General features: G+C 60.5%; 11 protein-coding genes. 2 read left to right on the top strand and 9 right to left on the bottom strand.

Going from position 1 to position 12591, the window contains the following annotated elements:
* The first annotated feature begins 38 nt into the window (after positions 1 to 38).
* Positions 39 to 1280 carry a multifunctional transcriptional regulator/nicotinamide-nucleotide adenylyltransferase/ribosylnicotinamide kinase NadR gene (gene nadR / locus S7A_RS16035; protein ID WP_009092260.1) on the top strand — a complete coding sequence of 414 codons (1242 nt, stop codon included), beginning with the start codon at positions 39 to 41 and terminating at the stop codon, positions 1278 to 1280.
* Positions 1281 to 1374: 94 nt separating this feature from the next.
* On the opposite strand, the gene S7A_RS16030 is transcribed toward nadR, so the two are convergent.
* Positions 1375 to 2376, bottom strand: a complete 1002-nt coding sequence (locus tag S7A_RS16030) for a zinc-binding alcohol dehydrogenase family protein (RefSeq protein ID WP_009092259.1) — start codon at positions 2374 to 2376, stop codon at positions 1375 to 1377.
* Positions 2377 to 2594: 218 nt separating this feature from the next.
* On the opposite strand from S7A_RS16030, the gene S7A_RS16025 reads away from it, so the two are divergent.
* A complete protein-coding gene (locus S7A_RS16025) occupies positions 2595 to 3491 on the top strand; it encodes a LysR family transcriptional regulator (RefSeq protein ID WP_009092258.1) in 897 nt (298 codons plus the stop codon).
* 45 nt (positions 3492 to 3536) lie between these two features.
* On the opposite strand, the gene ettA is transcribed toward S7A_RS16025, so the two are convergent.
* From ettA to S7A_RS15985, 8 genes are all read right to left on the bottom strand, one after another.
* Complete coding sequence (gene ettA, locus S7A_RS16020) at positions 3537 to 5204, bottom strand: energy-dependent translational throttle protein EttA (protein ID WP_009092256.1); 1668 nt, start codon at positions 5202 to 5204, stop codon at positions 3537 to 3539.
* A gap of 189 nt (positions 5205 to 5393) precedes the next feature.
* Positions 5394 to 6158, bottom strand: a complete 765-nt coding sequence (deoR, locus tag S7A_RS16015) for a DNA-binding transcriptional repressor DeoR (RefSeq protein WP_009092255.1) — start codon at positions 6156 to 6158, stop codon at positions 5394 to 5396.
* Between the two features lie 211 nt (positions 6159 to 6369).
* Positions 6370 to 7068: an urea ABC transporter ATP-binding subunit UrtE gene (urtE, locus tag S7A_RS16010; protein WP_009092254.1), complete on the bottom strand. Its 699-nt coding sequence runs from the start codon at positions 7066 to 7068 to the stop codon at positions 6370 to 6372.
* A 1-nt stretch (position 7069) separates the two neighbouring features.
* On the bottom strand, positions 7070 to 7861 hold the full coding sequence (gene urtD / locus S7A_RS16005) for an urea ABC transporter ATP-binding protein UrtD (RefSeq protein ID WP_009092253.1): 792 nt from the start codon (positions 7859 to 7861) through the stop codon (positions 7070 to 7072).
* Positions 7858 to 8931: an urea ABC transporter permease subunit UrtC gene (gene urtC, locus S7A_RS16000; RefSeq protein ID WP_009092252.1), complete on the bottom strand. Its 1074-nt coding sequence runs from the start codon at positions 8929 to 8931 to the stop codon at positions 7858 to 7860. The genes urtD and urtC overlap by 4 nt, the downstream gene beginning before the upstream one ends.
* Positions 8931 to 10496 (bottom strand): urea ABC transporter permease subunit UrtB, encoded by a 1566-nt coding sequence (gene urtB / locus S7A_RS15995; RefSeq protein ID WP_009092251.1) that lies wholly within the window; start codon positions 10494 to 10496, stop codon positions 8931 to 8933. The genes urtC and urtB overlap by 1 nt, the downstream gene beginning before the upstream one ends.
* Before the next feature lie 91 nt (positions 10497 to 10587).
* A complete protein-coding gene (urtA, locus tag S7A_RS15990; protein WP_009092250.1) occupies positions 10588 to 11856 on the bottom strand; it encodes an urea ABC transporter substrate-binding protein in 1269 nt (422 codons plus the stop codon).
* Positions 11857 to 11883: 27 nt separating this feature from the next.
* On the bottom strand, positions 11884 to 12585 hold the full coding sequence (locus S7A_RS15985; protein ID WP_009092249.1) for a GntR family transcriptional regulator: 702 nt from the start codon (positions 12583 to 12585) through the stop codon (positions 11884 to 11886).
* Positions 12586 to 12591 lie beyond the last annotated feature (6 nt).

Below are 12591 nucleotides of genomic sequence, written 5' to 3'. Positions count from 1 at the left end.
GGCACCCACCTTAACCGCATTGATGCAGGAGGCACGACATGTCGTCGTTTGAGTATCTGAAAACGGCCATTCGCCAGCAGGGGCACACGCTGCAACAGGTCGCTGACGCCAGCGGCATGACCAAAGGCTATCTGAGCCAGTTGCTCAATGCCAAAATCAAAAGTCCCAGCGCGCAGAAGCTGGAAGCGCTGCACCGCTTTCTGGGGCTGGAATTTCCGCGCCGTGATAAAAGGGTGGGCGTGGTATTCGGTAAGTTCTATCCGCTGCATACCGGCCATATCTATCTGATCCAGCGCGCATGCAGTCAGGTGGATGAGCTGCACATCATCATGGGCTACGATGAGCCGCGTGACCGCGAGCTGTTTGAGAACAGCGCCATGTCCCAGCAGCCGACGGTCAGCGATCGCCTGCGCTGGCTACTGCAGACCTTTAAGTACCAGAAAAACATCCGCATTCACGCCTTCAACGAGGAGGGGATTGAACCCTATCCGCATGGCTGGGATGTCTGGAGTGAGGGCGTCAGCGCTTTCCTCAGCGAGCACGGCATTGCTGCGGACTGTATCTACACCAGCGAAGCGCCGGATGCGGAGATGTATCAGCAGCACCTGGGCATTCAGACCGTGCTGGTCGATCCCAACCGATCCTTTATGAGCATCAGCGGCGGGCAGATCCGTCAGGATCCGTTCCGCTTCTGGGAGTACATCCCGACAGAAGTCAAACCCTTCTTTGTGCGCACCGTGGCGATCCTCGGCGGCGAGTCGAGCGGTAAATCGACGCTGGTGAACAAACTCGCCAACATCTTCAACACCACCAGTGCCTGGGAATATGGCCGCGACTATGTCTTTTCCCATCTGGGTGGTGACGAAATGGCGCTGCAATATTCTGATTACGACAAGATCGCGCTGGGACAGGCGCAGTACATCGATTTTGCGGTGAAATATGCCAATAAAGTGGCGTTTATCGACACTGACTTCGTGACGACTCAGGCGTTCTGTCTGAAGTATGAAGGGCGTGAGCATCCGTTTGTGCAGGCGCTGATCGATGAGTATCGCTTTGATCTGGTGATTCTGCTGGAGAACAACGTGCCCTGGGTGGCGGATGGCTTACGCAGCCTGGGCAGCTCGGTGGATCGGCGGGAGTTTCAGTCCATGCTGGTCACGATGCTGCGGGAAAACAACATCGACTTCGTCCATGTCCAGGAAGATGACTACGACACCCGTTTCCTGCGCTGTATTGAACTGGTCAAAGGGGTGCTGGGCGAGAAGAACGTTCAGCCGTAAGCTCCGTCATAGCCCGGTCTGCACCGGGCTACGTCATACATACATCCTCAGCGCGGCGGCTGTTGCTTTTCACCGCCGCCGCAGAACAGCCGGATTAATAGACCATAACCACTTTGCCGCGCATGTGACCTTCCAGCACACGCTGATGGGCAGCGGTTAAGGTCTCAACGCTCAAGCCGTGCAGCGTCTCGCTCAGTGTGGTTTGCAGTTTACCTTCATCCAGCAGTGCCGAAACGGCATCCAGAATCTCGCCCTGGCGCGCCATATCGGGCGTTTTAAACATGCTGCGGGTGTACATCAGCTCGAAGTGCAGAGCGGCACTCTTCAGCTTCAGCTGATCCATCGACAGCGGATGCTCATTTTCCACGATGGTGCAGATATGGCCCTGCGGGGCGATCAGTTTTGCCATCGTCTCCCAGTGACCGTCGGTATCATTCAGGCAAAAGATGTAGTCCACCTGTTTAATGCCCTCTTTCTCCAGCTCACCGATCATATCTTTATAGTTGATCACCTTGTCGGCGCCCCGATCGCGGCACCACTGCGCGGAGTCCTCGCGGGAGGCGGTGGCGATGATCTGAACCTTGCTGCGCAGCTTCGCCAGCGGGATCGCCAGCGATCCGACACCGCCAGCGCCGCCGACGATCAGCAGTGTCTGATCCTCGGTTGCCGTCTCCAGGTTCAGCCGCTCAAACAGGCCTTCCCAGGCGGTCAGCGCCGTCAGGGGAATGGCCGCCGACTGCGCCCAGTCCAGGCTTTCGGGCTTGTGTCCGGTGATGCGCGCATCCACCAGCTGCTCGGTGCTGTTACTGCCAGGACGGGTCAGGTCGCCAGCGTAAAAGACCTCATCGCCAGGTTTAAAGTTGCTGACTTTGCTGCCGACTTCCAGCACGACGCCGCTGGCATCCCAGCCGAGAACACGCGGCACCTGTAAGCCGTTTTTGATCGCCCCTTTGTGGACTTTGGTGTCGACCGGGTTGACCGAGGCGGCTTTGACGCTGACCCGCAGGTCATACTCACCGGGCGTCGGGGTTTCAGGGAAGATTTCTGTGAAGTTTTCAGGACTTTCCGGATTAATAGCGATAGCGCGAATAGACATAGCATTTTCCTGTTAAGTCAGGCTCAAAGCCTGGAGAGTGTCAGTTGCCATTCTGGCCCTGGGCAGTGCACGCCAGCCGGTGAAGAGGCCGCCCGGCGGGTGATGCGCTGTCCGTGGCAGACTGGCGTCACGATCTGGAACAGGCTTTAAGTGTAGAACCTGGTTTTAGCGGTGATAAGATGGACAATCTTTCATAGAGTGTTCGTCTAAGGTGAACAATGGCCTTCCGGCAGTGGCAGGATATGGCGCTCTTTGCGCTGGTAGCGGAGTGCGGCAGCTTTACCGGCGCGGCAGAGCGGGCGGGACTGCCGAAATCGAGCGTCAGTCAGCGCATCAGCCAGCTGGAGCAGCGGGTAGGGATTCGGTTGCTGAACCGCACAACCCGCCAGCTCAATCTGACCTTTGCCGGTGAGCGCTATCTGCTGCATTGTCAGGAGATGATGCAGGCGAGTGAACGCGCGGATCAGGCGATCGCCAGCCTGCGTGAAAATCCCAGCGGTCGTCTGCGCATCACCAGCCCGGCGGGGATCGGCGCGACGCTGCTGGCACGCTGTAACGCGGCATTTTTACGCCTCTACCCCGATGTGACGCTGGATGTGTCGATCTCCGACGAGATGCGCGATCTGGTGCAGGAGGGATTCGATGTGGCGCTGCGCACCGGTCAGCCGCACGAGTCGTCGCTGATTGGCCGCCGGATCGGTAACTGCCCGCGACTGCTGGTCGCCTCGCAGGACTATCTCGATCAGCATCCGCCGCTGGTTCATCCGCAGCAACTCTCTGCGCACCGCTGTATTGCCCATCGCGCCTGGAATGAGTGGGTATTGCAGCGCGATGATGAGTTCTACCGCTGGCTGCTGCCGCCAGGCCACCTCACCGATAATCTGCTCTACGCCCGTGAATGCGCGCTGGGGGATGCCGGTATCACGCTGCTGCCGCACTTTCTGACCGATGGCGCGATGGCGGACCCGCGTCTGGTGCCCGTCCTGCCGGAATGGGAGATTGAAGGGAATGAACTCTGGCTGGTCTATCCGGGGCGCAAACTGCACTCTCCGGCGCTGGCTCGCTTTATCGAGTTCGCGCTGCAATCCCCGGTGTTCAGGGATTTTTATCGCTGACTGAGTTAAAAAAAAGGGCGGCATCGCAGCCGCCCGTTTATATCTTTACTTCGTCATACGCTTGTACTTGATGCGCTTCGGCTCCAGCGCATCTGCGCCGAGGGTACGCTTCTTGTACTCTTCGTATTCGGTAAAGTTACCTTCGAAGAATTCAATTTTGCCCTCATCCTGGTAATCCAGAATATGGGTGGCGATACGGTCCAGGAACCAGCGGTCATGCGAGATCACCATGGCACAGCCCGGGAACTCCAGCAGGGCGTTTTCCAGTGCGCGCAGGGTTTCGATATCCAGGTCGTTCGTCGGTTCATCGAGCAGCAGCATGTTGCCGCCAACCTGCAGCAGCTTCGCAAGGTGCAGACGACCACGCTCACCGCCTGAGAGTTCGCCCACGCGTTTGCCCTGATCGACGCCTTTAAAGTTAAAGCGTCCGACATAGGCGCGGCTTGGCATCTCAGTGTTACCGATGCGCATAATATCCTGACCGCCAGAAACTTCTTCCCACACGGTTTTCGAGTTGTCCATGCTGTCGCGGAACTGATCCACCGCGGCCAGCTTGACGGTGTCGCCCAGCACGATGCTGCCGGAATCAGGCTGTTCCTGACCGGACATCATGCGGAACAGCGTCGATTTACCCGCGCCGTTCGGACCGATAATCCCGACAATCGCGCCTTTCGGCACGGAGAAGGAGAGATCGTCAATCAGCAAACGGTCGCCATAGGACTTACGCAGGTTGCTGACTTCCAGCACTTTGTCACCCAGACGGGCACCTGGTGGAATGAACAGTTCGTTGGTTTCGTTACGCTTCTGGTAGTCGGTATTGTTCAGCTCTTCAAAGCGTGCCAGACGGGCTTTGCCCTTAGACTGCTGGCCTTTTGGTCCTTTGCGAACCCACTCCAGCTCTTTCTCAATCGACTTGCGACGGGCAGCTTCAGAAGAGGCTTCCTGCGCCAGACGCGCATCTTTCTGCTCCAGCCAGGAGGAGTAGTTGCCTTCCCATGGAATGCCTTCGCCACGGTCCAGCTCCAGGATCCAGCCTGCCACGTTATCCAGGAAGTAACGGTCATGCGTAATGGCGACGACCGTGCCTTCGAAGTCGTGCAGGAAGCGTTCCAGCCAGGCGACAGATTCCGCATCCAGGTGGTTAGTCGGTTCGTCCAGCAGCAGCATGTCTGGTTTTTCCAGCAGCAGGCGGCAGAGGGCAACACGGCGACGTTCACCACCGGAAAGGGTCGCGACTTTCGCATCCCAGTCTGGCAGACGCAGCGCATCGGCTGCACGTTCCAGCTGGGTATTCAGGTTGTGGCCGTCGTGCGCCTGGATAATCTCTTCCAGACGACCCTGTTCAGCGGCCAGCTTGTCGAAATCAGCATCCTCTTCAGCATAGAGTGCGTAAACTTCATCAAGGCGTTTCAGTGCGCCAACCACTTCCGACAGCGCTTCTTCAATCGACTCACGCACGGTGTGTTCAGGGTTGAGCTGCGGCTCCTGCGGCAGGTAGCCAATCTTGATGCCTGGCTGCGGACGCGCTTCCCCTTCAATATCTTTATCGATGCCGGCCATAATGCGCAGCAGGGTCGATTTACCCGCGCCATTCAGGCCGAGTACGCCGATTTTGGCGCCAGGGAAGAAGCTGAGCGAGATGTTCTTCAGGATATGTCGCTTCGGCGGAACCACTTTGCCGACGCGATGCATGCTATAGACGAATTGAGCCACGTTGGTTTGAGCCTCTGGGTCTGTTGGTCGTTGGAATGATGTCGAAGTTTAGCCTTTTTCACCCCTTAATCCCAGCCGGGGGGCGGCGAATATTCGCGGGCCGGGGGCGGTCAGGCATAAGACGCTGATTTGTCCGGCTCACCGGCGAGCCATATGAAAAGGCGGGCAGAGACCGGCTGGCCTCCGGCCTCAGGGCAGACGCAGGGGAATAGCCTGCTGCGTCAGCCAGGTCTGCAGGGCCTGATCGGGGGCACTGTCGCTGACCAGCAGATCGAAGCGCTGCAGGTCGCCGATGCGGGCGGGCAGCACTTTGCCATATTTGCTGCTGTCCGCCACCAGCACCGACTGACGGGCGCGCAGCATGGCGTGATGTTTCATCGTCAGCTCGTTAGTGTTGTAGCAGGTTGCGCCCTGATCTTTGTCGATCCCGGCCGCAGAGATAAAGGCGAGCGTCGGGCAGAGATCGTCGAGAAGGGTGTGCACACCCACCGGCGTAAAGAGCGCATTGTCGGCATGAAACTCCCCGCCGCTCAGGATCACGTGACAGGCCGGTTTCTCTTTCAGAGCCAGAAACGTGTTCATGGCGCAGCAGATGGCGGTAAAAGAGAGCGTGTCGGGGAGGGCATCAATGATATAGGGCAGGGTGGTGCCACAGTCAAAAAAGACCGTGTCGTTCTCGCTGACCAGGCTGGCGGCCACCTGAGCCAGCCGCTGCTTTCTGGCGGCGTTCTGCCCGTGCTGGTCGCTGACAAAATAGTGACCGGCATGACTTTTGGGATCGCTGACGATATAGCCGCCCAGCAGCACTACGCTGGAGCCCGGCTCGGTCAGATCGCGGCGAACCGTCATCTCAGAGACGCCCAGCAGCCGGGCCGCATCTTTCAGATGGAGTTTATCGGTGCGTTTGAGCGCCTGCGTCAGTTTCTGGATGCGTTCATCGCGCCGGGTTTCCATGGTCATCTCTCTGTTCCCTATCCTGCAGTGCGGAGGAAGGACGCCGGAATCGGCGTCGATACGCGACAAACCTCACAGATTTGAATGAGTTGCGTCTCATCCGCCAGGCTGGCACTCAATCTTACCCGCAATCCGTGAGGGCCGCAAACCTCTGGCGCGCGGGGGAATCGCGCCACTGCTCAGTAGAGACTGGCTTACTGTAAGCCGGGCGTTAAATCGCCACCAGGCCGCGCACGCCTTCTGCCTCCATGGCGTCGCCGCGGCCTCGCTGCACAATTTCACCGCGGGACATCACCAGATAGCTGTCCGCCAGTTCGGCCGCGAAATCATAAAACTGCTCAACCAGCAGGATCGCCATATCGCCTCGCTGCGCCAGCTGGCGGATCACCGCGCCGATCTCTTTGATCACCGATGGCTGGATCCCTTCGGTCGGCTCATCCAGGATCAGCAGCTGCGGCCGACAGGCCAGCGCCCGGCCGATCGCCAGCTGCTGCTGCTGGCCGCCAGAGAGGTCGCCGCCCCGGCGTGACTTCATCGCCTGCAGCACCGGGAAGAGCTGATAGATCTCCTCCGGGACGGCCCGTGCCTCTGCCGCCGGAAAGCGTGACAGGCCCATCAGCAGATTCTCCTCCACCGTCAGGCGCGGAAAAATTTCCCGCCCCTGCGGCACATACGCGATGCCAGCCTGCACCCGCTGATGCGGTTTGCGGCCATTCATCCGCTGCTGCTGCCAGTGAATCTCCCCCGACTTCGCCGGGATTAGGCCCATCAGGCACTTCAGCAGCGTGGTTTTTCCCACGCCGTTGCGCCCCAGCAGGCAGGTGATTTCGCCAATCCTGACCTCAAACGAGAGGCCGCGCAGGATGTGACTGCCGCCATAGTATTGATTCAGTTCAGTAACCTGTAACATCTCAGCGCCCCAGATAAACGTCGATAACCTGCTCGTTAGCCTGCACCTCGCGCAGCGATCCCTCCGCCAGCACCTGTCCCTGATGAAGCACCGTAACGTGGTCGGCGATGGTCTCCACAAAGCCCATGTCGTGCTCCACCACCATCAGTGAATGTTTCCCCGCCAGACTGCGAAACAGCTCGGCGGTGTAGGCCGTTTCCGCATCGGTCATGCCCGCCGCCGGTTCATCCAGCAGCAGCAGATGCGGCTCCTGCACCAGCAGCATGCCAATCTCCAGAAACTGCTTCTGGCCGTGCGACAGCAGACCCGCCCGGCGCTGGCGCTCGCCGCCCAGCCGCAGCAGCTTCAGCACCTCATCAATCCGGTCGCGCTGCTCGCTGTTGAGGCGGGCGCGCAGGCAGGCCCACACCGATTTGTCGGCCCTGAGGGCGATCTCAAGATTCTCGAACACGGTCAGCGCTTCAAAAACCGTGGGTTTCTGGAACTTACGGCCAATCCCGGCGCGGGCGATCGCCACCGGAGACAGACGGGTCAGATCGCTGTCCTGGTCGTAGATCACCCGGCCCGCATCCGGCCGGGTTTTACCGGTGATCACATCCATCAGCGTGGTTTTGCCCGCGCCGTTGGGGCCGATCACGCAGCGCAGCTCACCGACGCCGATTTGCAGCGAGAGATCGGTCAGCGCCCGGAAGCCTTCAAAGGAGACGCTGATCTTATCGAGCTGCAGCACCGGATCGCGCTGCACCCGGTGGCGATCCGCTAACTGGGGTTGGGTAAACAGGGCATCACTCATTTTTTTCTCCGGCGCAGCAGGCCAATCACGCCGTGCGGCAGAAACAGCGTGACCAGGATAAACATCAGGCCCAGGAAAAAGAGCCAGTATTCCGGGAAGGCGACGGTGAAGAAGCTGCGTGCGCCGTTAACGATCGCTGCGCCCAGCAGCGGGCCAATCAGCGTGCCGCGTCCGCCCAGCGCCACCCAGATCGCCGCTTCGATCGAGTTGGCAGGGGACATCTCGCCAGGGTTGATGATGCCGACCTGCGGCACATAGAGCGCCCCGGCCAGGCCGCACAGCACCGCGGAGAGCGTCCAGACAAACAGCTTGAAGCCGCGCGGATCGTAACCGCAGAAGGTCAGGCGGTTCTCCGCATCCCGCACGGCGGTCAGCACCCGGCCGAATTTGCTGCGCGCCAGGGCGAAGCCGATCGCCAGGCTCAGCAGCAGCAGCAATACCGTGGCGACGAACAGTCCGATACGGGTCGGGGTCGCCGTCACCGAAAAGCCGAGCAGAGTGGTGAAGCCGGTAAAGCCATTGTTGCCGCCAAAACCGGTTTCGTTACGGAAGAAGAGCAGCATGCCCGCGTAGGTCAGCGCCTGGGTCATAATCGAAAAGTAGACGCCTTTGATTTTTGAGCGAAAGGCGAAAAAGCCAAACAGCAGCGCCAGCAGGCCTGGCACCAGCATGCTGAGACAGAGCGCCCACGCGAAGGAGTCGGTGCCGGCCCAGAACCAGGGCAGCTCACGCCAGGAGAGAAAGGACATAAAGGCGGGCAAGCCTTCCCCGGCGGCCTGGCGCATCAGGTACATGCCCATGGCGTAGCCGCCCAGGGCAAAAAAGAGGCCGTGGCCCAGCGACAGCAGGCCGGCGTAGCCCCACACCAGATCCAGCGCCACGGCGACCACCGCATAGCAGAGGATTTTGCCGACCAGCGTCAGGGTATAGGTGGAGATCGCCAGCGGATGTGTAGCGGGCAGCAGCGCCAGAAACGGCATCAGCAGCAGCGCCACGGTGATGACCAGGCCAAGGGTAAGGGTCACGCGTGGGGCGGTGCGCGCCACGCGAAGCGTGATAGGTTGCGTCATCAGTCAGTCACCCTTCCTTTCACCGCAAACAGCCCCTGCGGACGTTTCTGAATGAACAGTACGATGAGCACCAGAATCAGGATCTTGCCCAGGACCGCGCCAATCTGCGGCTCCAGCACTTTGTTCAGAATGCCCAGACTGAAGGCGGCGACCACGGTGCCCGCCAGCTGGCCGACGCCACCTAGCACCACCACCAGAAACGAGTCGATGATATAGCCCTGACCCAGTTCCGGGCCGACGTTGCCCAGCTGCGACAGTGCCACGCCGCCCAGCCCGGCAATGCCGGAGCCGAGCCCGAATGCCAGCATATCGACGCGGCCGGTCGGCACGCCGCAGCACTCCGCCATGGCGCGATTCTGCGTCACGGCGCGCACGTTCATGCCCAGGCGGGTGCGGTTCAGCAGCAGCCAGGTGAGCGCCAGCACAAATACCACGAACAGGATCACCGCGATGCGGTTCCACGGCAGCACCAGATTAGGCAGCACCTGTAATCCTCCTGACAGCCATGACGGGTTCGCCACCTCCAGGTTTTGCGCCCCGAACAGCACCCGCACCAGCTGAATCAGCATCAGGCTGATCCCCCAGGTGGCGAGCAGCGTCTCCAGGGGGCGGCCATAGAGATGGCGGATCACCGTGCGCTCCAGCGCCATACCGACGGCGGCGGTGACCAGGAAGGCGACCGGCAGCGCCAGCAGCGGATACCAGGCCAGGTAGTGCGGCGCAAACTGCTGAAACAGGCTCTGTACCCACCAGGTGGCGTACGCGCCGAGCATCAGCATTTCGCCGTGTGCCATATTGATCACCCCGAGCAGGCCATAGGTGATCGCCAGACCCAGCGCGGCCAGCAGCAGGATCGATCCCAGCGACAGGCCGCTGAAGGCCTGACCCAGCAGATCGCCCCATCTCAGCCGCTGCTGAATCTGTTGCAGGCTGTCCGCCGCCGCGGCCCGCACCGTGGCATCCGGTTCATTCGCGGGCTGAGTCAGGCGTTGCAGGCTGGCCTGGGTGTCGGGATCGCTGGACTCGCCCAGCAGATTGACCGCACGCAGGCGCACCATCGGATTGCTGTCTGCCAGTTGCAGGTTGGCCAGCGCCAGCGCTAAGGCAGCATGAACCCGGCTATCCTGCTCGGCGGCGAGGCGCTGCGTCAGCAGCGGCAGCTGGTCGGCAACCCCCCCATTCTGCAACTGCTGCGCGGCACGCAGGCGCAGCGCGGCATCACTGCTCACCAGCTGGTGGGCGGCCAGCGCATTGTTGACCAGCACGCGCAGCCGGTTGTTCATAAAGAGTTTTTTCAGGTTACCGGCGGGCCGGGCCGCACCCTCCAGCGGTGTCAGCTGTGTACCCTGCTGGCTGAAGGGCTGTTTGTTCTGGTCGATGACGACCGTTTCGGCGTGCAGCGCTTCCAGCAGCGGCAGGCGCAGGCTGTCCGGCGCGGCGGCCCATTGCTGCAGCAGGGTGGCCTGCTGGCTGCGGCTGGCGGCGGCAAAGTCAGCCGCCGGTCCGGCGCTGGCCAGCAGCGGCATCAGCAGCAGCAGGCTGAATAAGCAGCGGCATAGAGTCATAAAGAGAGCCTCGTCAGGGGGAGGCAGCACGGCGGATTACACAGCCGTGCTGCCGCTTCGCAGCGATGGACGCTGCCTGTCTGCCGCGCGCTTACTGCGCGGTTTTTACCGGGTAATCGGGCTTTTTGTCGTTACCGGCAATGTACTGGCTCCACGGCTGCGCGCGCACAGGCTTGTCGGTCTGCCACACCACGCTGAACTGGCCGTTCTCTTCCACTTCGCCAATCATCACCGGCTTGTGCAGATGGTGATTGGTTTTGTCCATGGTCAGGGTAAAGCCATCCGGGGCGTTAAAGGTCTGACCGGCCATTGCGGCCCGCACTTTGTCGACATCGGTGGTGCCCGCTTTTTCCACCGCCTGGGCCCACATATGGATGCCCACATAGGTCGCTTCCATCGGGTCGTTGGTGACCACAGTGGCGGCGTTCGGCAGATTGTGCGCTTTGGCGTAGGCGCGGTAGTCCGCGACAAACTTCGCGTTGGTCGGGTTGTCGATCGACTCGAAGTAGTTCCAGGCGGCTAACTGGCCGACCAGCGGTTTGGTATCAATGCCGCGCAGCTCCTCTTCACCCACCGAGAAGGCGACCACCGGAATGTCGGTGGCTTTGATCCCCTGGTTGGCCAGCTCTTTGTAGAACGGCACGTTGGAGTCGCCGTTGATGGTCGAGACCACCGCAGTTTTGCCGCCAGCCGCAAACTTTTTGATATTCGACACGATGGTCTGGTAGTCGCTGTAACCAAACGGCGTATAGACCTCTTCGATATCCTTGTCCGCCACGCCTTTGCTGTGCAGGAAGGCGCGCAGGATCTTGTTGGTGGTGCGTGGATAGACATAGTCGGTGCCCAGCAGGAAGAAGCGTTTAGCACTGCCGCCATCTTCGCTCATCAGATACTCCACCGCCGGGATCGCCTGCTGGTTTGGCGCCGCACCGGTGTAGAAGACGTTAGGCGACATCTCTTCGCCTTCATACTGCACCGGATAGAAGAGCAGGCCGTTCAGCTCTTCAAATACCGGCAGCACCGATTTACGTGACACTGAGGTCCAGCAGCCAAACACCACCGCCGCTTTGTCCTGCGTCAGCAGCTGCCGCGCCTTCTCGGCAAACAGCGGCCAGTTAGAGGCGGGGTCTACCACCACCGGCTCCAGCTTTTTCCCCAGCACGCCCCCTTTGGCATTGATCTCATCAATGGTCATCAGCGCCACATCTTTCAGCGGCGTTTCAGAAATCGCCATGGTGCCGGAGAGGGAATGCATGATCCCCACTTTGATGGTGTCAGCCGCCTGCGCACTCCAGGCAAATCCCATGCTGACAACGGTGGCGGAGAGCGCAAAAGCTTTGATCAACGAACGTCTTTTCATCATCTGAACCCCTGAGTGGTTGTTGTGTTATTCGATGGTCTGGAGCCGGGCCTGCTGCAGGCGATGCAACGTGATCTTCCTGACTTCCGCCTTGCTGACGGCGATATGGTCGGTCAGCATGCGTTGCGCTTCGGTGGTCTGTTGCTGAAAAATCGCCTGTAAAATCTCTGCATGTTCCTGATAGGTCGCGCAGATACGGTCGTCGCGGGTGAAGTCGAGCCGCCGGATAATGCGGATCTTCTCCGTGAGTTCGGCATGGATGCGGGCCATCTCCGGGTTGCCCGCTGCTGCCACCAGCGTCATGTGAAACGCCTCATCGTGCTGCGAAACCACCAGCCCCTCGGTGAGCGCCTCTGCCTCACACCAGAACTGGTTCAGCTCCGCTAACAGGGCTGTACACTGCGGGGCGGGCAGGGCGCAGAGGCGTTTTACCGCCTCGCACTCCAGCACGGTGCGCAGGTCATAGAGCGATTCAAACCAGGCGAAATCGAAGTTTCGGATCTGCCAGCCGCTGCGGAACCACACTTCCACAAAGCCTTCGCGCTCCAGCCGGAACAACGCCTGACGCACCGGTGTGCGGCTTACCGCCAGCCGTCCGGCGATTTCGCTTTCACTGAAGCGGTCACCCGGCATCAGGCGAAAGGCGAAGATATCGGCCTTGAGCGCCTGATAGACCCGCTCTGCCAGCGCCTCCGGGCGCGCTTTTGGGGATTGAGGTTGCCTTGTCATTGCTGC

The sequence above is a fragment of the Pantoea sp. Sc1 genome (assembly GCF_000255315.1).
In the GTDB taxonomy this organism is placed as follows: domain Bacteria; phylum Pseudomonadota; class Gammaproteobacteria; order Enterobacterales; family Enterobacteriaceae; genus Pantoea; species Pantoea anthophila.
The sequence above is the reverse complement of the archived record's forward strand: the minus strand, read 5'-3'. Positions and strand labels throughout refer to the sequence as shown.

Coding starts and splice junctions, on each gene's coding strand:
- urtE (WP_009092254.1), bottom strand. CDS start 7,068: ATGTTACAGGTTACTGAACTGAATCAATACTATGGCGGCAGTCACATC.
- nadR (WP_009092260.1), top strand. CDS start 39: ATGTCGTCGTTTGAGTATCTGAAAACGGCCATTCGCCAGCAGGGGCAC.
- urtB (WP_009092251.1), bottom strand. CDS start 10,496: ATGACTCTATGCCGCTGCTTATTCAGCCTGCTGCTGCTGATGCCGCTG.
- urtC (WP_009092252.1), bottom strand. CDS start 8,931: ATGACGCAACCTATCACGCTTCGCGTGGCGCGCACCGCCCCACGCGTG.
- S7A_RS16030 (WP_009092259.1), bottom strand. CDS start 2,376: ATGTCTATTCGCGCTATCGCTATTAATCCGGAAAGTCCTGAAAACTTC.
- urtD (WP_009092253.1), bottom strand. CDS start 7,861: ATGAGTGATGCCCTGTTTACCCAACCCCAGTTAGCGGATCGCCACCGG.
- deoR (WP_009092255.1), bottom strand. CDS start 6,158: ATGGAAACCCGGCGCGATGAACGCATCCAGAAACTGACGCAGGCGCTC.
- urtA (WP_009092250.1), bottom strand. CDS start 11,856: ATGAAAAGACGTTCGTTGATCAAAGCTTTTGCGCTCTCCGCCACCGTT.
- S7A_RS16025 (WP_009092258.1), top strand. CDS start 2,595: ATGGCCTTCCGGCAGTGGCAGGATATGGCGCTCTTTGCGCTGGTAGCG.
- S7A_RS15985 (WP_009092249.1), bottom strand. CDS start 12,585: ATGACAAGGCAACCTCAATCCCCAAAAGCGCGCCCGGAGGCGCTGGCA.